Annotated in this window: 21 protein-coding genes; 15 read left to right on the top strand and 6 right to left on the bottom strand. The window is 44.0% G+C overall.

Features of this window, described 5'->3' with window-relative positions; all coding sequences use genetic code 11:
- Positions 1–12: 12 nt before the first annotated feature.
- The 8 genes from ACYX4W_RS19610 to ACYX4W_RS19575 all read left to right on the top strand — a co-directional run bounded on the left by ACYX4W_RS19610 (position 13) and on the right by ACYX4W_RS19575 (position 12,082).
- Entirely contained in the window at positions 13–897 is an 885-nt protein-coding gene (locus ACYX4W_RS19610; protein WP_474854566.1) for a LysR family transcriptional regulator, read from the top strand.
- Positions 898–1,179: 282 nt separating this feature from the next.
- The gene (locus ACYX4W_RS19605) at positions 1,180–2,496 is read left to right on the top strand and encodes a methyl-accepting chemotaxis protein (protein ID WP_476074281.1); all 1,317 of its coding nucleotides are present in this window, start codon (positions 1,180–1,182) and stop codon (positions 2,494–2,496) included.
- 196 nt (positions 2,497–2,692) lie between these two features.
- Complete coding sequence (locus ACYX4W_RS19600) at positions 2,693–3,952, top strand: sensor histidine kinase (RefSeq protein WP_474804961.1); 1,260 nt, start codon at positions 2,693–2,695, stop codon at positions 3,950–3,952.
- Positions 3,949–4,626 (top strand): response regulator, encoded by a 678-nt coding sequence (locus ACYX4W_RS19595; RefSeq protein WP_476074280.1) that lies wholly within the window; start codon positions 3,949–3,951, stop codon positions 4,624–4,626. Before ACYX4W_RS19600 ends, ACYX4W_RS19595 begins: the two co-directional genes overlap by 4 nt.
- Before the next feature lie 142 nt (positions 4,627–4,768).
- On the top strand, positions 4,769–6,286 hold the full coding sequence (gene exaC, locus ACYX4W_RS19590; protein ID WP_118492296.1) for an acetaldehyde dehydrogenase ExaC: 1,518 nt from the start codon (positions 4,769–4,771) through the stop codon (positions 6,284–6,286).
- Between the two features lie 40 nt (positions 6,287–6,326).
- Positions 6,327–8,423, top strand: coding sequence for a 4Fe-4S binding protein (locus ACYX4W_RS19585; RefSeq protein ID WP_476074279.1), 2,097 nt, complete (start codon positions 6,327–6,329; stop codon positions 8,421–8,423).
- Positions 8,392–9,582 carry a nitric oxide-sensing protein NosP gene (nosP, locus tag ACYX4W_RS19580; RefSeq protein WP_476074278.1) on the top strand — a complete coding sequence of 397 codons (1,191 nt, stop codon included), beginning with the start codon at positions 8,392–8,394 and terminating at the stop codon, positions 9,580–9,582. The genes ACYX4W_RS19585 and nosP overlap by 32 nt, the downstream gene beginning before the upstream one ends.
- The gene (locus ACYX4W_RS19575) at positions 9,569–12,082 is read left to right on the top strand and encodes a hybrid sensor histidine kinase/response regulator (protein WP_476074277.1); all 2,514 of its coding nucleotides are present in this window, start codon (positions 9,569–9,571) and stop codon (positions 12,080–12,082) included. The genes nosP and ACYX4W_RS19575 overlap by 14 nt, the downstream gene beginning before the upstream one ends.
- 56 nt (positions 12,083–12,138) lie before the next feature.
- Here the strand turns inward: ACYX4W_RS19575 and ACYX4W_RS19570 are convergent, their stop codons facing one another.
- From ACYX4W_RS19570 to ACYX4W_RS19550, 5 genes are all read right to left on the bottom strand, one after another.
- Positions 12,139–12,798 carry a response regulator gene (locus ACYX4W_RS19570; RefSeq protein WP_014950680.1) on the bottom strand — a complete coding sequence of 220 codons (660 nt, stop codon included), beginning with the start codon at positions 12,796–12,798 and terminating at the stop codon, positions 12,139–12,141.
- Positions 12,799–13,070: 272 nt separating this feature from the next.
- Entirely contained in the window at positions 13,071–13,931 is an 861-nt protein-coding gene (locus ACYX4W_RS19565) for a hypothetical protein (RefSeq protein ID WP_476074276.1), read from the bottom strand.
- Between the two features lie 199 nt (positions 13,932–14,130).
- Positions 14,131–15,360, bottom strand: coding sequence for a porin family protein (locus ACYX4W_RS19560; protein ID WP_476074275.1), 1,230 nt, complete (start codon positions 15,358–15,360; stop codon positions 14,131–14,133).
- A gap of 251 nt (positions 15,361–15,611) precedes the next feature.
- Positions 15,612–15,740: a hypothetical protein gene (locus ACYX4W_RS19555; RefSeq protein ID WP_476075506.1), complete on the bottom strand. Its 129-nt coding sequence runs from the start codon at positions 15,738–15,740 to the stop codon at positions 15,612–15,614.
- A gap of 7 nt (positions 15,741–15,747) precedes the next feature.
- Positions 15,748–16,467, bottom strand: coding sequence for a right-handed parallel beta-helix repeat-containing protein (locus ACYX4W_RS19550; protein WP_476074274.1), 720 nt, complete (start codon positions 16,465–16,467; stop codon positions 15,748–15,750).
- Positions 16,468–16,625: 158 nt separating this feature from the next.
- On the opposite strand from ACYX4W_RS19550, the gene ACYX4W_RS19545 reads away from it, so the two are divergent.
- On the top strand, positions 16,626–17,528 hold the full coding sequence (locus ACYX4W_RS19545) for a HEAT repeat domain-containing protein (RefSeq protein ID WP_476074273.1): 903 nt from the start codon (positions 16,626–16,628) through the stop codon (positions 17,526–17,528).
- A gap of 366 nt (positions 17,529–17,894) precedes the next feature.
- Entirely contained in the window at positions 17,895–18,209 is a 315-nt protein-coding gene (rhaM, locus tag ACYX4W_RS19540) for an L-rhamnose mutarotase (RefSeq protein ID WP_474804981.1), read from the top strand.
- A gap of 114 nt (positions 18,210–18,323) precedes the next feature.
- Here the strand turns inward: rhaM and ACYX4W_RS19535 are convergent, their stop codons facing one another.
- Positions 18,324–19,112: a DUF1961 family protein gene (locus ACYX4W_RS19535; protein ID WP_476074272.1), complete on the bottom strand. Its 789-nt coding sequence runs from the start codon at positions 19,110–19,112 to the stop codon at positions 18,324–18,326.
- A 138-nt stretch (positions 19,113–19,250) separates the two neighbouring features.
- Here ACYX4W_RS19535 and ACYX4W_RS19530 point away from each other — a divergent pair, with 138 nt between their 5' ends.
- From ACYX4W_RS19530 to ACYX4W_RS19510, 5 genes are all read left to right on the top strand, one after another.
- Entirely contained in the window at positions 19,251–21,284 is a 2,034-nt protein-coding gene (locus tag ACYX4W_RS19530; protein WP_476074271.1) for an exo-rhamnogalacturonan lyase family protein, read from the top strand.
- A 50-nt stretch (positions 21,285–21,334) separates the two neighbouring features.
- The gene (locus ACYX4W_RS19525; RefSeq protein WP_476074270.1) at positions 21,335–21,949 is read left to right on the top strand and encodes an exo-rhamnogalacturonan lyase family protein; all 615 of its coding nucleotides are present in this window, start codon (positions 21,335–21,337) and stop codon (positions 21,947–21,949) included.
- A gap of 213 nt (positions 21,950–22,162) precedes the next feature.
- Positions 22,163–23,269: a beta-galactosidase BglB gene (bglB, locus tag ACYX4W_RS19520; RefSeq protein WP_476074269.1), complete on the top strand. Its 1,107-nt coding sequence runs from the start codon at positions 22,163–22,165 to the stop codon at positions 23,267–23,269.
- A 32-nt stretch (positions 23,270–23,301) separates the two neighbouring features.
- Positions 23,302–24,849, top strand: coding sequence for an MFS transporter (locus ACYX4W_RS19515; protein WP_474854593.1), 1,548 nt, complete (start codon positions 23,302–23,304; stop codon positions 24,847–24,849).
- Positions 24,830–26,176, top strand: a complete 1,347-nt coding sequence (locus tag ACYX4W_RS19510; protein WP_476074268.1) for an oligogalacturonate lyase family protein — start codon at positions 24,830–24,832, stop codon at positions 26,174–26,176. Before ACYX4W_RS19515 ends, ACYX4W_RS19510 begins: the two co-directional genes overlap by 20 nt.
- The last annotated feature ends 31 nt before the right edge of the window (positions 26,177–26,207 follow it).

Genomic DNA, 26,207 nt, shown 5'->3' with positions numbered 1-26,207 from the left:
GCAGGTGTTTTAGTGAATTGGGATGACATGCGCTTGTTTCTTGGTTTGGCAAGAAATGGTCGTGTAGCTATTGCAGCTAAAGGCTTGAAGGTAGACCCTACCACGTTAATTCGTCGTGTAAAAAAACTGGAGGACTCATTAAACTGTAAGTTGTTCGAGCTAACGAAAAAGGGATATGTGCTAACCACACATGGTAGTGAGTTGGTTACGTATATTGAAAAAGCAGAGCATTACTTTTTAGAGGCCCAAAACGAACTAGGTGATGAACGTTCCCACTTAGCGGGCACGATTCGAGTAAGCGTTTCCGAAGGTTTCGGTAGCTGGTTTTTAGCGCCATTACTCCCCGATTTTAAAAAGCAGTACCCAGGAATTAGTATTGAGCTTGTGGCAACAAGCGGTTTTCTAAACCTGAATAAACGGGAAGCCGATATGGCTATCTTGCTAGAAAAGCCTAGTAAAGGCTTACTGGTTACCCAAAAACTGACTGACTATAATCTTTATCTTTATACCCATCAGTCCCTTATCAGCGACAACGAACCACGAACATTACAAGAACTCACCGCGTTCAATTTAGTGAGTTACGTGCCTGATTTGGTTTACGCCCCCCAATTGAAGTTCATTGAAGAGACCGCGCTGTCACAGCTAAGTGCGCTGCGCAGCACCAGTATTAATGCGCAGTATCAAATGCTTGTAAATGGCGCAGGGGTAGGCATTCTGCCTAAATTTATGGCTGAAACTCAGCCAGGCTTAGTTCGACTCATTGAAAACGAGATTCATATTAAGCGTACGTTCTGGCTTGCCACACACAAGGAAACCCATTCTCAAGCACGCTTTCAGGTATTCACACAATGGCTTACAGATAAAGTTGCGCAATACCATTCAAAATTTCTCGACTAAAAAATTAGACGATCATCTACTGTCTTTTGCTGAGTAAATATGTGAAAAAAACGCAGGATAAAAGCGAAGAAATTTGTCTGTATTCATTTAACCCAAGTGGTGAATGTGGTCTAGGCTATATTTATTGCATGACTAAACTAGATCATAAGGTACTGTCGAAAAAACAAACTTAAGCATCACGCTTTGTAAATCTTGCTTACATTAATCAAATTATAGTTAAGGCACGATAAACAACTGCCGATACATTTTATATTACTGCCATTCTCTGTCAGGGAAGATCCTATGTTCAATAAACACTTAGTTAAAGAAAACGAAGCACTTAGAGAGGAACTACACATACTCAAGCAAGTGCGAGACGGGTTACGTGAAGACATGATTTTTCTTCGCCTAAACGAGCGTGGTGAGATTGACGAGGTCAATAGGATGTTCGAAGAGGAACTAGGTTACTCTCTGTCTCAAGTAAAAGGTAAACGCTTTTTTGAATTTGTTCCTGAAATTGCACGGAACACTCCTCATTTTAAAAAGTTAAAAGATGCCCTTGAACAGCGCGTTCACTACTGGGGGGCAATAGAATTTGTGCGTGCAACTGGTGATGAGGCGTGGCTGCGGGGTGTAGTAGAGCCTATTTTCGATATTAATGGCAATATACATAAATACTCGGTAAACCTAAATGACCTCACGCGCACCATCGCCAAGTCGAAAGAACACGAAGACTTAGTAGCTGCTTTACACAAATCTAATGCGGCGATTGAGTTCGATCTCAATGGTGTAATTCAAGACGCTAATGAAGCCTTTTTGAAAACCGTTAAATACAGTTTGAACGACATAAAGGGCAAGCACCATAGAATATTCTGCGATACTGAATACGCTAATTCTATGGAATACAAAAATTTTTGGGATCGTCTAGCCCGTGGTGAATTCGTTGCAGGGCGCTTTGAACGTTTTGATGCGCATGGCAATAGCTTTTGGTTAGAGGCGACTTATAACCCTATTTGTGACTCTCACGGCCGCATGTATAAAGTGGTTAAACTAGCTACCGATATTACTGAGCAAGTTGCTAGAGAAAACGCAATCTCTAATGCTGCTGATATTGCCTATCGTTCTTCTAATACTACTGATCAAATTGCATCTCGAGGGAAGGAAGTAGTAAGTGAATTGCTTTCTGAAATGTCTTCGCTGTCGGATCAAATGGACAGAGCTAAGGAAGGAATAAACGCACTAGATAGCCAGTCTCAGCAGATAGCCACTATCATAGGTAGTATCAGTGCCATCGCCGAGCAAACTAACTTACTAGCTTTAAATGCGGCCATTGAAGCCGCGCGCGCTGGCGATCAGGGACGAGGTTTCGCCGTAGTGGCAGACGAAGTACGCCAGCTAGCGTCGCGTACTACCGAGGCTACGGAAGAAATTATCAATGTGGTCAAGCACAACCAAACGTTGGCAACCGATGCCGTAAACCTTGTGAATGAGGGTGATGCAAAAGCACAGTCTGGGCTTAATTACGCCAACGAAGCGGGTGAGGTTATTGAGCAAATCCAAAACGGCGCGAAGGAAGTTGTGGATGCAGTCGGGCAGTTTAGCAGTCAGCTTGTAAATTAAACATTAATAAGTAGCGTTGACATGAACGTGTAGAACGTAATCAATAAGCGTACCTATTGCCTCACTTGTAACACCTATGCTTGAAAAAGTGAGTTCATCCTACCTTGGTAGGATGAATTCGCCCCTATTGCAGGATGTGCTTTTGAGCGCATGCTGTATAGCATAACCCTGTAATAAAAGGCTTGCAGGGGCGCTTATGTCAGGTTTTACGAAAATATCTACAGCTGTAGTGGCCGTATTCATTGGCTGCTTTTTGGTTTTTACCTGTCTGGTCTACTTCCACATACAGGATAATATAGAGGAAGAAATGACCGGCGCGCTTAATCAAGTGCGAGAAATGGTAAACCTCAATATCCCTGTCGCTGATATCGAAGCAATTGTAGAGCCTAGTCCTCACTTATCTGCCCATTATTTCACGGGCCGTCTTCGGGCAGAGCAGCCCTCAGCAATGTCTACATCTGAACGCAATGCACTGACACCCGTTATCATCCCAATTCAGGAAAATCAGTATCTTATTGTTACGCCTTCCGATACTACTGAGCTCACTCAGAATCTTACGTTTTTTGCCTTGGTAGCTGGGCTGTTTTTTGCGACTTTTGTTCTGCTTCTATTTACATTAAATGTAGCGGTTAAACAAAGGTTAGTGCCGCTAAATCAGCTCGCTGAAGCGTTATCTAAGCTACGAGAAGGCAAGGAATCACAGCCTCTACCACATTCAGATATTACCGAAATGAACAGGGTGTTAAATCAATTTAAGCACCTGCAAAATGCGCTTAAAACAAAAGAAAAGCAGCTCATCAAAATAGATAAGCAGTTAGCTCTTCTTCAAGAGCAAGAGCGAAATTACCTTGCCAGAGAACTTCACGATAACGTGGGGCAGTTGCTGACAACGATAAAAGCCCACGCCTATATTCTGGTTAACGCAAAAGAGCGCTCTGTTGTTGAATTCTCTGCTCAGAAAGTTCAGGTGATGTCACATCAAATAAGCGATGCAATTAGAAAGCTCACTGCTCACCTTCACCCGCTTGTTTTGGATAGAGTCTCTCTTCAGTCGTCGCTAGAACGTCTGGTTTACGAACAAGAAGTGGCACAGCCCGATACGCAGTGGAACGTGTCAATTAATCTAAAGCGCTATCAAGAAGATAATGAGCGAGATATTCATCTTTACCGATTTGCTCAAGAAGCCATTAATAACGTGATTAAGCATGCGAAGGCCACCAAGGTTAGCATTCAAATTTATGGCGATACTCACCGGGTTTCTGTGATGGTCAAAGACAACGGCCGGGGATTGGGTAACCACATTGTAGAAAATATTGGCATGTCTTCAATGCGCAGCCGAGCGCGTTGTATAGGAGCAAATTGCAGTGTGACGTCACCAGATGATGGCGGCGTTGCTGTATCGCTGTCCCTTACCCTTAAAAAAATGCCTCCTCTTATGGGCGCTAACGTCGCATGAATATTCTGATTGTCGACGACCACGCTGTGGTACGTGAAGGATACAAAGCTTTACTCAATGCGATGATGCCCGATTGCCGTATTTTTGATGCTGAAAACGGTGCACAAACCCATCGTTTATTAGCCAGTAGTGACATTGAGATCTTAATCCTCGACATAAACCTTTCAAATGAAAGTGGCCTTGTTTTAGCCAAGATTTTTTTGAAGCGACATCCAGATTTAAAAATTATCTTTTTCAGTATGTTCGAAGACAGTGTCATATTGCACCGCGCCATGCAGACCGGTGCTATGGGGTACATCAGTAAAAGTAGTTCGCCTGAAATATTGATCTCGGCAATTAAGGTCGTCGCAAAAGGGCAAAAGTATATTGAGCGAGGCCTGGCGGTAAATTTAGCCAATCAACTTCTCGATACCAATGTGGACATTGCTGCCAAATTAACAAAACGTGAGTTCGAAATATTTATTGCGATAGCAATGAATAAATCCCGCTTCGATATTGCTGATGAGTTGGGCCTATCGGCTAAGACTGTCTCTAACGCACTTACCGTCATTAAGCGAAAGCTCGACGCGGTGCCCTCGCAGTTTTCAGCCATTGCGGCTAAACACGGTTACATCGGTGATGCAGAGCTTTCAGCGTCTCATTCGGTGTCTTTTGTCGAGAAAAGTGGCAAGTAGCCATAGGTTTCCCCTCCTAAAGTAGGAGTCAAATCGGTCTATCGCATCATGGTAGGTACAACGTAAAAGTACCATTATCAAACTACACAACAAACCAAGTTAGTGCGCGTGGTACGCGCAAAGTTATCAAAAGGTACTTCTTATGATTTATGCAAAGCCAGGTAGTGAAGGTTCGGTCGTAAGCTTCAAAGAAAGCTACGGTAATTTTATCAATGGCGAATGGGTTGCACCGGTTAAAGGTGAGTACTTCACCGCAACATCACCAGTAGATGGCAGTGACATCGCACAAATCCCTCGCTCAACGTCTGAAGATATTGAGCTTGCGTTAGATGCAGCTCACGCTGCGAAAAAAGGTTGGGCAGATACATCAGTAGCTGAGCGTTCTAACATTCTTCTGAAAATAGCCGATCGCATCGAAGAAAACCTAGAGCTACTCGCCGTTGCAGAAACTTGGGATAACGGTAAAGCCGTTCGTGAAACACTGAATGCCGACATCCCGCTTTGCGCAGACCATTATCGTTATTACGCAGGCTGTATTCGAAGCCAAGAAGGCACCATCGGTGAAATTGATAAAAACACGGTGGCGTATCACTTCCATGAACCTTATGGTGTAGTTGGACAAATCATTCCATGGAACTTCCCGCTACTTATGGCGGCATGGAAACTTGCGCCAGCACTTGTTACCGGTAACGTAGTGGTGTTAAAACCAGCAGAACAAACGCCAGTATCTATCTTATTGTTCGCCGAACTAATCCAAGACCTATTACCGCCGGGTGTACTAAACATTGTTAACGGGTTCGGCGCAGAGGCTGGACAGGCCCTTGCAACAAGCACAAGAATCGCAAAAATTGCATTTACTGGCTCTACGCCGGTTGGCGGGCACATCCTTCGCTGTGCTGCCGAAAACCTTATTCCATCTACTGTAGAGCTTGGCGGCAAATCGCCAAACTTATTCTTCGCAGACATTATGGATCACGAACCAGAATTTATCGATAAGTGTGCGGAAGGGTTAGTGCTTGGCTATTTCAACCAAGGTGAAGTATGTACGTGTCCTTCTCGAGCGATTATTCACGAAGACATCTATGATGCTTTCATGGAAAAAGTGTTGGAAAAAATTCAGAAGATCAAACGCGGCAACCCACTAGACACAGACACCATGGTAGGCGCGCAGGCATCTAACGAGCAGTTCGAAAAGATCCTTAAATACATCGATATCGGTAAGTCAGAAGGAGCTCAGGTTGTCACTGGAGGTGAGAAAGAACAGTTACCAGGCTTTGATGGAGGCTACTACATTCAGCCGACTATCTTGAAGGGTGAAAACCACATGCGTGTGTTCCAGGAAGAGATTTTTGGTCCGGTAATCGCTGTTCAAACCTTCAAAACCGAAGAAGAGGCGATTGAGATTGCCAATAATACAAGCTTCGGACTTGGCGCTGGTGTATGGAGCCGCGATGCGAATGTAGCATTCCGCGTAGGTCGAGCGATTGAAGCAGGTCGCGTATGGACGAACTGTTATCACTTGTATCCAGCTCACGCTGCATTTGGCGGCTACAAGAAATCGGGGATTGGCCGCGAAACCCACAAGATGATGCTAGATCACTACCAGCAGACAAAAAATCTATTGGTAAGCTACGACATCAACCCACTTGGTTTCTTCTAAGTAAACCTGAGGGCGGCGCCTACCGCTGCCCGCTACTTTTATGCGCATCGCATTTTCCTCAATCATTTTCTTGCTGTTTCTCAGCACCAATGTGTTGGCGCAGTCTGACGCGACAGACATTCCACAAGACATTTACAAAATATTTCCTAACGCTACACGCGTGGGGGAAATGCATACAGATATCAAGGTAACCCCGGTCTATCAGCTTCAGCAACTACTCGGATATGTTTTTGAGTCGAATGACTTTGTCGACTTCATAGGCTTTTCAGGCAAACCGGTTAATGTGGTGATTGGGCTAGATACACAAGGCAATATGGTCGATCTTTTCGTCAAGCAGCATAGCGAGCCGATTTTTTTGCACGGGCTTGGTGAGAAATCCATGTTTGATTTCGTTGCTCAATATCAAGGACACAGTGTCAAAGAGCGTTTTATCATTGGTGGGAAAAGCAATGTAGGCAAAGACGCTACCTACTTTGATGGGATTACGAAAGCCACCGTATCGGTGCTGGTTATCAACGATACCATCGTGACATCTGCATTAGCTGTTGCCAGAGCTAAGCTCGATGGCTTTGTTGCGCCTAGCAACAATATTATCAATCCAGACTTTTACGAACCTCTTACTTTTAGCGAGTTGGTGGACAAGGGCTACATCCAAAAGCACCAGATTACTCGACGGAATACAGAAGGCCTCTCGAGAGAAGTGGTTCGGGCGGTTGACGATATTCAAAGCGAGTTTGCTCTTGATGGTGACATCATTGCCGAACACTACTATGCGTTTTTAAGTCTTCCTATTGTGGGGAAAAACCTGCTGGATGAAGAGGAGTTTGCTCGGTTACAGGAAAATCTAAATCCAGGAGAAATGGCACTGATGGTACTGAATACGAAAGGGTTCAGTTTTATCAGCGATGAGTTTATTCCCCAAACCACGCCTGAGCATTTACGGGTATCTCAAGGCGGTTTTCCCACGGCAATCCGCGATATCGATTTCTATAGCTTCTATGACCCCGCATTTTCACAACCATTGCCCGACTACAACGAGATCAAAGTACTTCGCGTAAAATCGAAAGGTGGGCTGTCACTTGACCAAGAAATGGAAATAGCGATTAGTGTGCCGTTTAAGCCAAGTTTCTTCGACCAAGATGAGCATCTGTTCCCTTTGAAAGTGACACTGCCTAGTGAACTATTTATGGAAAATCCTGAGGCTCAGTTAGCGAAGCCCATTCCGTTGTGGCAGAAAATTTGGGGGGACAGAGCCTTAACGATAAGCATCACCGTTGTTTATCTTGTAGCGCTGTCGTTGTTTTTTGCATTCCAGCAAAGGCTAACGCCTTACACCAAGTTTGTGCATACAGTGCGGGCATTTTCCCTTGTGTTCGTGCTGTTTTTTATTGGCTTTTACGCTCAAGGGCAACTGTCTGTTGTCAACATATACACGCTGCTACTGGATATTGTCGATGGATTTTCCCTAGAGGTATATCTTCTCGACCCGGTCATTTTTATTTTGTGGAGCTTTGTATTTGTCTCGTTGTTTATTGTTGGTCGGGGACTATTTTGTGGCTGGCTTTGCCCCTTCGGAGCACTTCAGGAAATGATGGGAATACTGGCTGAAAAGCTCAGGATAAAACAAATTAGAATTAAGCCTCAGCACCACAAACGGGCGCAAAAAATTAAATATGTATTGCTTCTAGGCCTAGTTGCGTGTTCATTCTATTCGCTGAACCTTGCGGAGAAGCTCGCTGAGATAGAGCCGTTCAAAACGTCCATAACCCTACACTTTGTTCGATATTGGCCCTTTGTGCTGTATTCGGTTTTATTGCTGCTACTTAGCTTAAAAATTCATAAAGTGTACTGCCGCTATTTATGTCCGTTGGGAGCAGGGCTCGCCATTCTGGGGCGTTTCCCTTTAGTTAAGTTGCTTACACGTAAAGATGCCTGTGGTAATCCGTGTCAGCTGTGCAAACAAAAGAAATGTGGTATTGATGCTATAGAACAAGACGGCAGCATTGACTATGCTGAATGTATTCAGTGCCTAGAGTGTGTGGTTACGTTAGATAACCCTGACTTGTGCAAAATCGATAAATATAAAAAGAAAAAGGTGCCAACGCGTGTCAAAAACCTCAATCCTGTCCGCACTTAGTCAACCTGCTAATAGCAAGGTTAACGATGACAACCATTCTAGTTTATACGGTGCTAAAGAAGCCTGCCGTGATGTGGCCAATGAGATTTTAGCCAACGTTAAGTGCGATGAAATAGAGCTATTACTTTTTCATACCAGCACGCTTTTTGACTTAGACACCGTAGCAAAGGAAATCTCCGCACGTTTTCCGCACGTGAATATTGTTGGCTGCACCAGTGCAGGAGAATTTAATAAAAACGGCTACGGAACAGAAAAACTTTTGGCCGTCGCGTTTTTGAAAAACGAATTTTCTATTGCCACAGCATTGGTGCCTAATTTGGGCGAAGTAAACTTTGATGAAGCCCACGATATTGCCAGTGGTTTGCGCCGAGCCTTACAGGGGAGGGAGCGTCGTTACGATACAGAGCAGCACTTCGTTATTTCTGTGCTCGATGGACTTACCCGCCATGAGGAACATTTTCTAGAAACCTTTGCGACTGCATTTGGTAATATTCCACACTTAGGCGGTAGCGCTGGCGACGATCTAAAGCTTGAAGCCACCTATGTGTTTTATAACGGTGAATTTCATCGAGACGCAGCAGTACTGCTGCTTGTTGGCACGGGAAAGCCCTTCACCGTGTTCTCCATTGACCACATTAACTCTCCCGTTTCAAAGCTGGTGGTCACCCACGCCGATCCTGAGTCGCGAACTGTGTATGAGATTAACGGTGAACCCGCAGCGCAGTATTACGCCAGTTTATTGGGAATGAAAGCTGAAGACTTAACGCCGGATGTGTTTTCTCTTTTCCCTTTGGCAGTATTGGTGGGTGGAAAATACTTTATTCGCTCAATCCAGAAAGTAGATCTGGCGACTAACGCTATTACGTTCTATTGCGCGGTTGATATTGGCATTATTCTTACGTTCATTCAGCTAGGCGATTGTATTGAAGCACTAGAAGACAAGTTGGATAAATTGCAAACCGAGCTTGGCGAGCCCGAGTTCGTTTATGCCTGTGACTGTTTCTTACGAAGGCTCGAAATTCAACAGGGCAAAAATGACTACGAGATAAAACGCTTACAGCAAAAATACAAGGTTGCGGGCTTCAATGCCTATGGCGAGCATATCCACTCGGTTCACTTGAACCAAACGTTTACGGGGGTGTATTTTGCAGCCCAATAATCAATTTACCGACGTGGAAGCGCTCCAAAAGGCCCTTTATGAGCAACGGCGTGAAAACGAAAAGCTTGAAAAAATAAACGCAGCGCTGATGTATCGGATGGAAGAGGGCGGTTTTAATCATCACAGTTACCGCGCCTTCGAACATTCGGTTCAACTTTCTGAAAAAGTGAGTCAGAAAACAGAGGAGCTGCAGTCAGTACTGCAAAAGCTGGAGCAGTCAAATGCCGAACTGGTGCGGGCTCACGAAGAAACCCATCAGGTTAAACAGCGTTTACACGATGCCATTGAAAGTACCAATCAGGCGATGGTGTTGCTAGATAGGCTGGGCGGGATCATCTTCTTTAATCGGCACTTTGAAACTGTGTGGGATGACCTTTCCATTACCCCTAAAATTGGCGACAACTATTACGATATCACTCAAGCTGCCAAGCATTCCGGGGTTATTCGCCGCGCCCTGCCTGCTGATGTCGAAGGTAGGATGATTTATCAGTTGTCGAACCGGCGGTGGTATCAGCTGACCAATCGACCCACGCAAGAAGGCGGGAACGTTATTCTGTTTAACGACATCACTGAAGTAAAACTGCTTGAATCGAATCGTTACGAGCAAGTCATTAAAGAGAAAAACAAGCTGTTGCAAAGCCTTATCGATAATATTGATGTTGGAATATTGCTTATTGATAAAGAAGGTGGCATCGCGTTTTGGAACAACACGTTTTTGACCCAGTCAAACGTGCCTCAGCACGTACTGGTAAACAGTAAGAATATTTATGCCCTTCAAAATAACCGTCACTGGAGCGGGCTCAACTTAAACCCGGTGGGGCCAAGTACCCAGATTATCCACGAGCAACTGGTGGTTGAACGCAACATCACTACACTGCCCGACGGCAATACGCTGTGCACGTTCACCAATGTTACTTCGCAGCATCACTACGCGGAAACGCTGAAGCAAAACGAAAGCTGGATCCGCATGATAACCGATAATGTACCGGCGCTTATTGCTTACATTGGTACCGATAAAAAGTTTCAATACACCAATAAAGGTTATCGCGATTGGTATGGCGTTAGTGAGCAAGACATTAATGATATGCCTATGGATCGAAGCCATCTGAAAGAGGTTTACCCCAATCTTATTCAGTACTTGCGCCGTGTTAACCAAGGCGAAGTGGTGAGCTTTCAAAGCAAAGAAAAAAATGCTCATGGCGACGTTGGTTTTTTACAGAAAGTTTATTTGCCTCATTTCAATGAGTCTGGCGATATCACCGGGCACTTTGTCTTGGCAACAGACGTGTCGCAGCAGGTAGAAAGCCAACTCCAGCTTAAAGCGGCTAAAGACCAATTAGAATCGAATGTAGAAAAGCGTACCCGTGAACTCAATCACGCCAACATTGCCCTTCAAGAAGCCATTGATTCAAAGAGCAAATTTTTGGCTGCTATTAGCCACGATCTTATGCAGCCCCTTAGCGCTGCCATCTTGTTCAACGAAACATTGAAAGATCAAGTGGATAGTTCATCCAGCCCCATTGTTGCCGCACTCGATAATTCACTGTCTGATTTACATGGCCTTATTCGCACGCTTATTGAAACATCCAAACTGGACGCTGGGGTGTTACAGCCCGATAAGCAGCAAGAAAATATATTGCCGTTACTTATGCAGCTAGCCGAAGAGTTTACGCATATCAGTAAAGACTACAGTGTAGATTTTCGCTATCGCTTGAAAGAAGCCTTCGTGGTGACAGACGTGAACTTACTTTCTCGAATATTGCGAAATTTACTAATAAATGCAATGAAATACGGTGCTAACGGCAAGGTGTTACTGGCAGCACGGAAGGTGAATGAGAACCTAGAAATTAGCATCTATGATCAAGGTGTGGGTATAAGCGAAGACGATCAGAAAGTTATTTTTAAAGAGTTTTCCAGATTAGAAAACGATTTTAACTACTCTTACAGTTTGGGGCTGGGACTATACATTGTAGATAAAATGAGTAAGTTGCTAGAGCACGATATTCGAGTGCGCTCGAAAGAGGGCGTAGGCGCGTGCTTCACGGTGACCATTCCTATTACCGAAGTGTGTGATACGAGCCAGGAGCAAGACTATCTTTATACTTTGGAGCCATCGTTACCAGATTACGTTTTGGATAAGCATATATGGCACATTGATAACGATGCGAATATGCGCATTGCTATGCAAACGTTGTTCGCAAACTGGGACATGGAGGTAGACACCTTCTCAGGTTTTGAACAATGCAGTGCCGTAAATAATGGCAGCTTTGACGAGTGCGACATGCTTATTGTCGATTACCACTTAGATGAAGAAGAAACCGGTTTAGACATTGCGAAACGCGTAAGAAAAATCGCGCCTTCAATGCCCATTATGATTTGCACCGCTAATCACTCGAAAGCGTTAGCGAATGAACTTGAAGGCACCGACATTCAGCTGCTGCACAAACCTGTTAACTCTTCGGTGCTTAAGGCGGCGCTAGTCTCAAGCTTGAATGGATAAAAGTATAGAAACATGGGGCCTGTTAATCTTCGGTGCACAGCAAAGATCAACAGGTCTTAATTAAATACGTATTGATTAAAGTCGATATTCGCGGCACTGGCGACAACCTTTACTCGGTTGCTGGCGCCTAATTTTTTGAGAATAGATGATACATGAGACTTAACTGTGGTTTCAGAAATATTAAGCTCGTAAGCAATCACTTTATTGGCTAACCCTTGAGTTAGATATTTGAGTACAGTCAGCTCTTTTCGTGTTAATGAACGAATTTGCTCCGGCGAAATACCGTTGTCATTGGTCATGCGTGTTCTGGTAGACGGCGTTCTCAATATCTCTGATGGTAAACACACGTTCCCTTCAAAAATACTCTCGATAGATGTGGCTATTTCTTCAATCTTGCTGCTTTTGGAAATAAAGCCAACGGCACCATAAGAAATGGTTTGCAGTATATTTTGCTTTTCCGTTTCAGCGGAAATAATCACTACAGGTACGTTAGGGTGTTGGTTTCGAATTTCTAAAAGTCCGTTTAGGCCACAGGTTTCCGGCATATTTAAATCAAGCATGATTAAGTCGAACTTCGCGTCTTGCTCTAGTAACGTTAACGCTTCAGAAATTGAATTGGCTTCGAGGGTTTCTGAGTCGGGAAACTTTTTCCCTAAGATAGTAATCATCGCGTGACGAAAAATAGGGTGGTCGTCAATTATCAAGATACGGTGCATGGTCTTTCCCTCAGCTAAAAAAGCGACATTTGCCGCTGGCCTTGTGACTTATTTGGGCTGGCGTTTTATTCACACATAAGCCTTTTAGTAAGACAAAATTATGGCGTAAATGAAACGCTTCAAAGTGACCAAATTCTCCGAAATATTAAAAGCTAAACAGTCACTTCACATGTTTACAATGTTAACATTAATATAACATTAAATCAGGCCTAATAAGACCAATGGCTTATAATAAAAAAGCACGTAAGACCAGTACGGACGGGACTTTCGTTCTATAACTCGTCAAGTAACTGCCTTCTTTTTTCGGCGTATTCTGTTTCGCTAATTAGGTTTGCCTTTTTTAGTGCGTCTAACCGTTTAAAACGAGCAACGATATCGTTTTCTGCTGGTAAGGGGGCCGAGCCAGCTACGTCTTTCTTACTGGGTGTGTTTTCCCTATTCGCTGGGGAAAGTGTCTCCTTTTCTACAGGTGCTTCAAATGCCAGCTGAGTCGGTGCGACCACCCAATCGAAGCGATTTTTCGTTTTCAGCTCTATACCAGGTGCGGAAAAAGAGAGTGGGGAATCGAATGAGAACTTTGCTTGTTTGCGATTACCAAAATCAAAGTCGTATTTTACCAAGCCCTGAGAAGTAGGATCATAGGCCATTTCGTAGGCTTTATTGGCTACTTTATCGAACTCGCCAATAAGAATATTGAGCTGGTCGTCTGCAACGAAAATACTGCCTGCAACGTAATACGTTTGGGTTTTAAGGCCTGCCAAATATCGCTTCTCTTTACTAAGAGCAAAAATTACGTCTTGCTGAGCAGTCGCTGTTCGCAGCGCCTCAGGCAGATAGGCGGCAAGTAACGCAACCTGTTCGTTGGAAAAAAGCGGTGTTGACGTATTTTTGTTCTTAACCACATCAATAGCGCTAAGTATGGCGGATACATCCTGCTCTTGCAGCGTAAAGGGGTGCTGGTTGGCACGCACGTCACTGTCTGTTTCGTTTTGCTTTTCAACAAGGCGAATAAAATTGTTTTTGTCCTCCTGAAATATGACCTGTGCGTCTGCGATATGTACTGTCGTTATGAAGAGTAGGGCTAACAGAATGGGTTGAGCTGAACGTAATGAAAATAGAGATATATTTTTCATGATCTTTCCTTTTTAAATAGGAAAAGCGAGAGTGAATCTCGCTTTTTTATGTCATATCTTTTAGCTTAATTTTAATTTCTGACTTAAGTTTAAAATTGATCAGTTTTTATCATTAATTAAATGAATCGAGTGATTTTTAAAATTCAGGATAATTAGATATAAGTTCAATGTTAAAATATGACTGATTTTTAATTCTCAATTAAAAGAACACAGTGCCACCTAGTTGAATTAGGGTTAAGTCTTCTGCGCTGTTATAAATTCCTTGCGCAAATTCTGAACCATCAATATCTAAACTTAGGTTTTCGTATTTCGCGTACACCAAGAAGCGCGAGCCAAAATATTGTTCTGCTGCAACACCCCACTGACTAAGCTCTGAGCCGGTAACGCCATCTAAATGAGCCATGCCGTATTGGTCGTTATAACTGGCATATTCAGCATAGAAAGCAGAATCTCCAAAGCGATTAAACTGTTTTCTAATACCCGCTTTAAAGTAATAGGCATCCGTATCGTCACCCGACCCAACAATCGCGTCGTCAGCTTCTTCCATCTGATAAGTGGCTACCCCAAATACACCTGACTCAATATGCATGAGCCCTGCTTGCAGTTGCAGCGTAGTTGAACTGTTGCCCCCAACATTGCTACCGCCATCTTTATTCACTGAGTAACCTGCATGAAGGTTAGTTTTGAAGCCTTCGTGCTCAGCCGCATACTTAACCGCAATATCGTAAATTTCGTCGTTTGCATAACCTACTGCAATACTCACGTTGCCTATTTGAGGGAGATCGTAGCGCACGCCGTTGCGATATATACCGTTACAGTCAATACCAATACCCAAGCCAGGCGTAGCCAAGCACTGAGCAAATTGACCCCACACGACATTGGTTGAACCTTCTTCTACGCCTCGAATAAAGAAGCCATTTGCTCTAAATAATGGAGAAATTCCCGACCAGATTGTGCCAGAGGGATCGGCTAGAACGGCAATGTTATCGGTGGGAAGGCTTTGTAAACCAATGGTGATTTTACCCCAGTCGCCACCAAAGTAGAGGCTACTGCCCAACAGGCCTATGTCGCCGCCATTGAAGGTGTCTAAGTTATCCTGGTTTGCAAACAAAAGCGGGGTTTGATGGCCACCACCGGCGTAGTTCGGTGCGCCTGAAAGAGGTTCAATAATGACCTCAAAGCCCACGTCCATGCCTTGTTCTTCCAGTTTATAATTCCCTGAAAGCGTAATACGGCTGCCTAGCGTTGTACCGTTGTCTGAAAGTTGTGCCACATCACTACCCACACCGTCGTCGTAATAGGTTAAGCCTTCGTTTATCCACCCAGAGATATTCCATGAATAGGGCTCGTCTTGGGCAAAACTATGGCTACTGACTGTGCTTAAAATGGCAATAGATAAACAGGTTTTTGTAAATGTATTTTTTTTCATTTTACTGTCCCAATATTGGTAGTGTTGATTAATTACAGTGGCTTTTTATTTTTATTTTTGACTGGTTTAATGCTTTCGGTGTCCAGTAAATTGATAATAGGTTTTATTGAATTTTGAACCATCGGCCGTAAGGCGTGTTAATCTCCTTCTTTAGTAGCGGGAAAATTAAATGTATAAATGATAAAAAACGCGACTACTGTGAAAAAGTAAGTCGCGTTTTTTTGGTTTTTGTTGCAGTTATAGCGGCTTAATTAGTTGGCGATCGACCCACCGCAATCAGCGTTTATGCTATTATTAGAACCACCTCTTATTCTACAATTGGGTGTCCCTCTTACTTTTCCGCTATTTACCTTAGTGTTGGATGAGTCTTGAATGTAAATACCTTCTTTATTGCTCGACGCTATATCTACATAGTTTACTGTTGTACCACTTGAGACCGCTGACGCTAAAGAAGCCGCGTCCGGAATTACGAGATTTGACTGAGCCTACTTGAATATTTCCGCCATTATTATTCGCAACTCTGAACGTGGCGTATCCCCCATATTGATCATTTTTGTCGCCTTCTACGCGAGAAACAGTACCATTTCTGCTGCGATTAAGTAGTAAACCACATCCATCTGTATTGTTCGCTTTGATTGTACCTATTGTAAACCCGTTGGTGTCCCACAATTCCACGGCATGGCCACCCACATTGTCGGCTTCAACGTTGTTTATGGTGACGGTTTTATTTTCGGTGCCTTTATCAAACCTTATTCCGCCAACACTATTGCTCATATTTTTCATTTTAAAGTTCTCGATGGTGAAACTACTACACCCTCTTGCAAGTAAGGCGTAGCGAGGGCTGTTGGTTACCGTTACATTTTTTATCGTTACGCCCCGCCGGTTGAAGCAACGGAACAAACCATTGTCTGAAATATTGCCTCCATCAATGGTTCTGCCTCCAAAGTCGTAGGTCTCATTATCAATTAAATTAATAGCAGAGGAGGGTTTATTTGGAATCTGAGTGGTGTCCGCTGCATCAGCCACACTTACCAATGATAGAGCAATTGCCAATGCACCCAGTGGTGATATCCACAAAGCCTGTTTTCTTGCTATTTTTAAAGACATAAAGCATTCCTATTGTGTTGTTATGTTAACCGTGTGTTAAATTTTTATTTTTTCAATCAATATTGGTCAGAATCAATTGCTAATATTCAATTTGATTCATAATTGAAACCTATTACGCGGATGGTACTAAATAGGAAAACATGCAGTGAGGTGAGCGAATGAAAAAGGGGGATGGCATTGTACTAGGTGTCGCAATTGGCGTAGCTGTTTCATTTCTAGTATTCACAAAATGGTATGGAGAAATGACTTACGACAACAACAAGCCTTTGCTGAGCGAAGTGAGTAATGGCAACGAAGCAATCGTAAATTGTACTATGCCTTCTTTAATATCATGGCAAAGTTCGCGTTCAGAGAGCAACGTAACAGCTAATATAGACGCTGGTTATAACGCGTTGATCAGCGGCGATAAATCAAAACTTCTGGATTTCTTGTTTTTGCTCCGAACCCATCCATCACCCCATGAGTTTATGGTTCACAAACTATTAAGCGCGAATTATTCCGAGCAGAGAATTTTACTTGATGCCCTCTCTCTCGAGGATGAAAACCTAAGATTCTCCGTGTTAAACGGTCTTTTTCATGAGAGTACACCGCAAGCGGTTGATTTAGCGCTTGATATTGTCAAAAAGCATCACTTTTCAAATACTGCTATGGAAGTAGAAGCGCTTTTGATTGAGCAGAGTTATCAAATGGAGAAATCGTCCCATATAGCTGATATCACTAGGTTGCTAAATTTACGTAGCGCTCAGGCGTACAAGAAAGAAGACATAGCGCAGCATATGGAGGCATTATTACAACATCAAAATCAGGATATCCAGATTCAAGCTATCGCAGGTATTACGCTCTACGGAACTCAATTAAGTCTCGTATCGGCAATAGAGAAACTATTATTCCAACCTGATCTGGCACTAAGGCGAGCGGCCATTAAAGCAATGTACAGTGTCGAAGCATCGTGGCTCCACGCCAACTTGATTCATGAAGTAGAACACATTGCAAAAAACCAATCTCAAGAAAATTCCTTACAAAAACTGGCTGAGGATATTATACATTTTCACGGCCTATGAAGTATTCGCGCGCTCATAATTCATCTATTGTTATGTTTCTCATTTGAACTTTAATGTTTCCTAGTATTTACATTTCTTGAGCATTTATGATTGAATTTGAATGTTAAAGGCTGGTGTGTGAAGTTTGACCGGTGTTACATAGGTTTTCGTGTTAATACGAGAAAACCATCGTCGCTGTCAAAGTAAACGCGAGAGTCGTTTGTATATTTTTTGGCGCGTTTACGCATAATCACCTCAAACCCTACATGTAGGCGCGCCGCCTTATTTAAACCTTGCGCCACAGGGGGACTCGGCATAATCGTTTTCATTTAACGAAATCAGTGCTGGGTAAGTGCGTTGTCAGTGAGCTCTAATAGGATATTTGAAATGGAAAAAATAGCGTTTGTAATGCAGTTGCTGCCCGGTTTTGAGGATGAATATAAAAAACGTCACGATGAGATTTGGCCTGAACTTGTGGCTTTATTGAAAAAAGCGGGTATCCACGACTACTCAATATTTCTGCACCCAGACACCTTGCAGTTGTTCGCGGTGTTAAAACGGGAATCGACTCACGATATGGATAACTTACCCGAATACGAAATCATGCAAAAGTGGTGGGCATTTATGGGCGATATTATGGAACACAACCCCGATAACAGCCCAGTTGTTCAGCCGCTTACGCGAGTATTTCATCTAGACTAGAGCCTGTTAGCTGCTGCCAAAAAGTTCAACAAAAAACAACAGGTTCGAGTATCACTTTTTGTTAGTTCGCATGTAGAGAAAATTAAGCCAGCTATGACACTGGCTTAGTGAGTGCTATGGGGTTGTATTGGCCCATACTTTAAAATTTCTATACTGGAACTGAGTCCATTTCATCTGTCTAAAACCTATAAAGCCGTCTGTCAAAGGTTTACCCGTGTCGACGTTGTCTATAACCGAAGTGTTATCTATATAGTCAATCACCTTTTCGTCATCAACAAACAGCTGTATGTGCGCGCTTTGCTTCACTAGCGTGATGTTATGTATCTGTGTTGACTGAGCAGGAATGCCTACTTTTCCTTTTTGCAGTAGTGAGAATGTGTTGTTTTTTCTCAAATTTGCGTGTTGACGATTGGGGTTGTGGGCCGCGTTTGCATAGTAAGATATATGATAGCTTTTAATATCACCCTCGGTATATTGAGTGAAAGTACCATTTCGAGGTCCAAGCTGGTCGTCGAAAATAGACTCTCCATTTACCCCTTTAGCTGCGAAAAAAATAATGACTAACCCAGCGTCAGTATTGAGGGCTTGCGCTTGCCAACTCGCTACAAAGCTGTCTGGAAATGACACGGGAGCCCAATACACATGATGCATGGCTTCATCAGGTGACCACATTTGCATCCAATTACTCTTGAAGTTTACCTGCCCAGGTCCCTCCATTCGCCAACCAGCCATATCTTCGTCACTGTGCATGGGATTGTCATAGATAAGCTGCATATGTTGCGTTACTTGTGCAGGGATCGCGTTGGAGGGCGTGGTTTCACGTGCCTTTTGGCAGCCAGGCAATGACAGCCCTACGAGTGTAAATAAGCTAGCTTTGGCTAGTAAAGTAAATATATTCGACACAGTGATCTCTCCCCTGAAGGTTTAAATGCGCAATTATTATCAATCAAGTCCAATCATAATTGGTTATTTTATTTCTTTTGTGATAAAAATTAAACAAAGATTAAAAACTAATTAACAATAAGCGTTATCGGAGTCCACATGGATAGACGAGAATTTATTATCCGTTCTGGGGTGGCAGCATCTGTGCCATTTTCATTCACAGCGTGTTCAACATCAACCAAGCCGTCTAGCGGTACGCCTCTTCAATCATCAAAAAAAATAGAGCGTATTAAAGGTGCTCTCAATTGGCTAGACGGTGATGAGCCCGGCGAACTAAAAGGGACGACTTTTGGTTATCCATGGAAACAGGGTGCGTTGCGTAAAGGAGAGCCACTTTCGCTTGTTAATGAAAAAAGCGAGCAGATTCCTCTGCAAACATGGGTAACAGCATTTTGGCCTGATGGTTCTATAAAGTGGACGGCTCATGCTATACCTGCATCAGCAGAAGTCGGTCGCGCGGCAAAGATCATAAAATCGGCTCCAAAGATTCCCAGAACACCGGTCAAGGTAAGTGAAAACGCCAATGCGGTGACACTTTCAACAGGCATAGCGCAGTTTGAAATTCCTAAACAGGGTACGCATATTGTTAGTAAGTTGATGCGTGGTAACAAGTTAGTTGGGCAAAACGCACATCTTGTCGGATTGGTAAAGTCCTCCCCTGACTTCGATGCAGTTACTACTCAGTTTTCTTCAAAAATACAAAGCGTTACGGTTGAGCAGACCGGACCTGTGCGTGCTGTCATCAAAGTTAAGGGGGTTCATGCTAGAGAAAATAGTAAACAATGGTTGCCCTTCACAATACGACTGTATGGATACGCTGGCAGCGAGGCGTTACACATAACTCACTCTTTTGTTTTTGACGGCGATGTAAACAATGACTTTATACAAGGTTTAGGTTTGCGTTTCTCGGTACTGCAAAACGATGCACTTTACGACAGGCATCTGCGTTTAGTAGGGGAAGGAGAAGGGCTATGGGCAGAAGCGGTAAAGGGTATTACGGGACTTAGGCGAGACCCCGGTCAAGCGGTAAAAGATGCCCAGATCGCGGGACGCAAAACACCTCCTTTAAGTGAATGGGATGAGCGTGTAAGTAGTCGCTTGCAATACATCCCAGTTTGGAACGATGTTACATTAACGCAAATAGGTGCTAACGGCTTTGAGATCAAAAAGAGAACCAAAGCAGGTCACGGTTGGATAGGTGTAGATCAAGGGGCGCGTTCAAGTGGGGTAGGTTATCTGGGCGGTTGTAGTGGCGGTATCGCTTTTGGCATGCGTGACTTCTGGCAATTGCACCCAGTACAAATCGATATACGCGATGCAGGAGAAGCGATTTCTCACGCCACAATATGGTTTTACTCCCCTGAAGCTCCCGCCATGGACGTACGCTTTTATCACGACGGAATGGGTCAAGAAACCTATGAGGAGCAACTCGACGCCCTCAATATCATCTACGAAGATTATGAGCCTGGATTTGGCGATGCTCATGGCATCGCGCGTACCACCGAATTTACCCTTTCAGTGAAAGACAGTACACCAGCGAGAGATGATATTATTCGCATGGCGGAGCAAGTACGCCACCCCTCTAGATTAGTGGCGGCGCCAATTGATTACTTAGAAGCTAAAGTATTTGGCGGCGTGTGGAGCTTACCAGATCGTTCAACACCTGCACGCAAACAAATAGAGGACCGACTAGCATGGCAGGTTCACTATTATGCTGGACAAGTTGAACAGCGTCATTGGTACGGATTTTGGAATTACGGGGATATTATGCATACCTATGATGCTGATCGTCACGTTTGGCGATACGACATAGGGGGGTATGCATGGGATAATTCTGAGTTGTCTCCTGATTTATGGCTATGGTACTCGTTTTTACGCAGTGGCGATCCTACCAGCTTTCATTTAGCTGAGCGCATGACTCGGCACAATCGCGATGTGGATATATATCACGCCGGTAAATTTAAGGGGCTAGGTACTCGTCACAACGTACAGCATTGGGGGTGTAGTGCTAAACAAATGCGCATAAGCACCGCGGCTTATCGTCGTTTTCACTACTACATTACCGGTGACGAACGAACTGGTGATGTTCTCAACGAAGTTGCAAATGCAGACGCTGCACTAAGCTGCTGGTAAATCCAACCCGGAAGGTAGATAAAGTTAACCCTATTCCTGGATTGGCGAAGATGGGAGTAGGAACAGATTGGGGCTCTACTGCTGCAAACTGGCTAACGGCATGGGAGCGCAGCGGTAACGACGAGTACAAAGAAAAGCTCGTTAATGCGATGAAAGTTATTGGTTCTCACCCTCAAGGGTTCTTTGCAGGCGCATTTGGCTACAATGTGAAAACACAAAAATTAGTTCCCTATGAAGATACAGGGCCTAAGCTATCCCATTTAAGCTCGGTATTCGGACTAATAGAGATATCCACTGAATTACTGCAATTACTCGACGTGCCTGAATACAAAAAAGTATGGCTGCAATACGGCCGCTTATATAGTGCGCCCGCGAGTGAACAAACAGCAGTACTTGGCAAGCGTATGAAAGGCAACAGTCTTACGGTGGCTCATTCTAGACTTACAGCCTATGTTGCAGCTCAAGAGAATGATGAAACCCTGGCTAAACGAGCTTGGCGGGAGTTCAATAAGGCTAGTAGTCAAGGTGCCATCCAAACTGACTGCATTGCGGGGCCGAGAACCCTAAATTCGGTTGACGAGGCAGCTTGGCTTGCAACGAATGATGCGTCCCAGTGGGGACTTGCTGCAATCCAAAATCTTGCTCTTATTAAAGACGCCTTATAGAGCAGCCAACAATTAATCGTTTAACCTTTTATAAGGCGCTTAATTTTTAAGCGCCTTTTCTTATTTGAACAAATAAATTTCATATATGAATTTAAATTGTAAAAATCACTTCGGTAATCATGTTAAATTGATGTGAAATGATGTATTGTGATTGAAAGTGATTTTTTACGGCGGCTATATTTGAGCCCGTATTGTTTAATTAGAGGAATTGTTATGCCTGCTATCGTAAACGACATCGCCTATTCAACGGTTCGCAATAAGATTGATTTACTTATCGATAATCTTGTCAATATTACTGATGAAACCGGCGAGTTTTTGCTTAAACTCGAAGATGGACGTGTTATTGACACTAAAGGCTGGGGAGATTGGGAGTGGACGCACGGTATAGGTCTGTACGGCTTGCTAAAGTATTGGGATATTACCGGCGACAGCAAGGCGCAGGAAATTATTGAAGCATGGTTTGCTGACCGATTTGCAGAAGGCACGCCGACGAAAAACGTCAACACTATGTCTCCTTTCCTAACCCTTGCTTACATGCAAGAACGCACGGGTAATCGCAGTTACCTCCCTTATTTAGATGTGTGGGCAGAGTGGGTAATGCGAGACATGCCGCGCACCGAAGAAGATGGTTTACAACATATTGTGTTTAACGCAGACAACTATCAGCACTTGTGGGATGACACATTAATGATGAGTGTGCTTCCCCTGGCTAAAATAGGCCTGCTATTAGACAGACCTCATTATGTTGAAGAAGCGAAGCGTCAGTTTATGTTACATACCAAATACCTCGCTGATAGAAAAACAGGACTTTGGTTCCACGGGTGGACATTTGATGGTCGTCACAACTTTGCCGATGCGCGTTGGGCTAGGGGAAACTGTTGGGTCACTATCGCTATTCCTGAGTTTATCGAGTTGCTCGATTTACCAGAGACTGACAGCTTGAGATTGTTTTTAATTGAAACATTAGAAGTACAAATTAAAGCACTCGTTGGGACACAGCATGAAAATGGTTTATGGCATACCTTGCTTGATGATCCTGACTCTTATCTAGAGGCGTCTGCAGCCGCAGGATTTGCTTACGGCATTTTGAAAGCAGTGCGAAAAGGTTACGTTGGTAAGGAGTATCTCCCTTGCGCAGAAAAAGCAATCAAAGCGGTGATTGAACATATTGATGAAACCGGTGAACTTCAGCAGGTCTCATTTGGTACGCCTGTTTTCGATACCCTTCAAGGCTACAAGGATATCCCGTTAACGTCGATGCCGTATGGCCAGTCTATGGCGATACTGGCTCTGGTTGAGTATATGAATAACTACATCTAATCAACAATCACACGGGAAGAGGGAATAGAATAATGACAAGACGAGAACTAAAACCCGTCAATTATATCGCGTATGGTCTTAATGACATCCTCGGTGCAGGCTCCATGGCCGTCATCAGTGGTTGGATTTTGTTTTTCTATACAACGTTTTGTGGTCTATCAGCAGTGGAAGCTGCGAGTATTTTTGCCATAGCACGTATACTAGACGCGGTTGCAAGTCCTCTTATTGGTCATATATCAGACGGCCTAGGCAATACGCGACTTGGGCGCCGGTTCGGCCGTCGCAGAGTCTTTTTATTGTTTTCTATTCCCTTGCTTCCGAGCTTTGCATTAATGTGGGTTAGTGGTCAGCATTACCTCTACTATTTAGTTACTTACGTATTTTTCGAATTAGTTTACGCAGCGGTGATCATTCCTTATGAAACGCTTGCTGCCGAAATGACAGATGACTATAAGAAAAAAGCAAAGCTTGCCGGTGCGCGTATTCTTACCGGACAAATGTCGGCAATTTTGGCGGGCATTCTACCTAGTTGGATTGTCAGTTCAGTTGGGGGGAAAGAGTCAGCATCAACTTTCCTAATTATGGGGGTTATTTTTGCGGCCTTGTTTATGGCAGTGGTTTTCATTGTGTGGTTGTTTACGTGGGAACGTGAACAAACCGGTGTGAGTGAAGACGCGCTGGCGCAGGAACGCAAAGGAAGTGTGGCTGATACCTTCAAAGTGTTATATACCAATCTCACTTCTACACTGAAGATTCGAGCATTTCGTTTACATCTAGGTATGTATCTCGGTGGTTATATTAGCCAAGATGTATTTAATGCTGTGTTCACCTATTTTGTCGTATTCGCAATTGGCGGAACCGTTGTCGTGGCATCTGAAATGATGGCGGTAACTTACATTGCACAGCTCGCCGCCGTGGCAGTGGCAATACCGTTAGTTATGCGGTTTGGACCTGCACCAACCTATCGCGTAGCAATTTCACTTTATATCGTTGCTATTGTCGCGCTAGTGCTGATGTACGTCATGAGTGGAGAGTTTAACCTGTTATGGTTAGCCGCAGGCGTGATTATTGCTGGTCTTGGTCGGGGCGCGCTTAATTACATTCCTTGGAACACGTACAACTACATGGCGGATGTAGACCAAATCGTGACCGCTCAGCGTCGCGAAGGAAGTTTTGCGGGTGTCATGACGTTCATTCGAAAAGCAACACAGGCGCTTGCGGTCATGTCAGTGGGGATCATCCTGGAAATGGGGGGATTTATTTCAGGCGCGGACGCGCAAAGTGACCAAGCAGTTTCCACTATTGTGGTCATGCTAGCGGTTGGGCCTATTATCGTTTTGTTGCTCGGCTTCTACGTATCTACGTTCTTTAAATTAAGTAAAGAGACCCATGAAGTATTGATGGGAGAGATTGCTCATCTGAAAACAGGCGCCACTGCGCCAACGTCGGAACAAAACAAGCGCATTGTAGAAGATCTATCTGGTTTTAAATACGACGACCTCTGGGGACGCAATAACGTAGGGCGTTTTTCTCCTTCAGTTACCAAACCAGGAGTGAGAGATGCACTCAATGAAAAGTAATCACGCGTTTTCTAGCCTCCTACTCACTTTGGCATTATTCGCTACCTCAAGTGTTGCCAACACGATTCCTAAGGAGTGGATAGACGAGACGACGGGCCACCGTGTTGTAAGGCTGTCTGAAGAACCTGGCTCTCGCTCATTGTACTTCCATCAAAACGGTTACAGCGCCGAAGGAGATAAATTGGTTATCTCTGTTGATAATCCGCGAGGCATTGCAACAGTAGATTTGACTACCTTTGAAGTACGCAGGCTCTACGAACATCCTGATGTCGGGTTGTTATTTATGGGGCCGAAAAGTCGCAATGTGTATGTAACACAGATCGAAGGAGTTGGTAGCGGGAAAGTTGTAGCGAAAAACGAACTGCAGCAACCTACCCAAGTACTTGCGATTGATATTGATACTGGTGATGCAAAGCACGTTGCTACTGTGCCTAGGGGGAAAGTTCACTCAATCAATGCCGATGAAACTTTGCTTATAGGTGCGTTTGCAGAGCGTGCTTATCAACTTGAATCGGGACCAAGACATGCTCGATTTGAAGCGCGATATGAGGCGCTAGGTGAGGACGGTAAACCACTTACTTTTGCTGAAGCCAAAGAGGTAAGAATTAATGAACGCCTTGAAGCTAGAATTCCTATGCAGATGTTTGTGGTCGATATCAAGACCGGAGAACAGCGAACCATCTATAAAGCGACAGACTGGTTAAATCACATTCAGTTTTCTCCTCAAGATCCTAACAAGATTATGTATTGCCACGAGGGTCCATGGCATAAAGTTGATCGCATTTGGACCATGAATTTAGATGGCAGTGAACGTAAAAAAATGCACGCGCGGACGATGAATATGGAAATAGCAGGGCATGAGTTTTTTGATGCCTCAGGGGAACGAATTTTCTACGACCTGCAAACGCCGCGAGGAGAGGTATTTTGGCTGGCTAGTGTAAACATAAACACTAACGAGCGGGTATGGCGCCACCTTCCTCGAGACTGGTGGTCGGTTCATTTTAATATTGCGCCTAACGGAATTCTATTTGCCGGTGACGGCGGCGACAGTGAGATGGTTGCTCGCGCCAATGATGGCAAATGGATATACCTTTTTGATTCGCAACTTGTTAAAGACGTGGCAGGAATAAGTGCGCCCGATGCTGAGCATTTGATTAAGCCGTCAGTTTTGAAAGCAACTAAGTTAGTGAATATGGAAAACCACGATTACAGGTTAGAGCCTAATGTTACCTTCACACCAGATAATAAATGGGTTGTTTTCCGTTCCAATATGCACGGCCCAGTCCACGTATATGCCGTTGAAGTTGCACCAGCAAAGGTGCAGTAAATCGATAACTACTTTTAGCAATCAATTTTAG

The sequence above is a fragment of the Alteromonas sp. ABH4_454 genome (assembly GCF_056311775.1).
The sequence above is the reverse complement of the archived record's forward strand: the minus strand, read 5'-3'. Positions and strand labels throughout refer to the sequence as shown.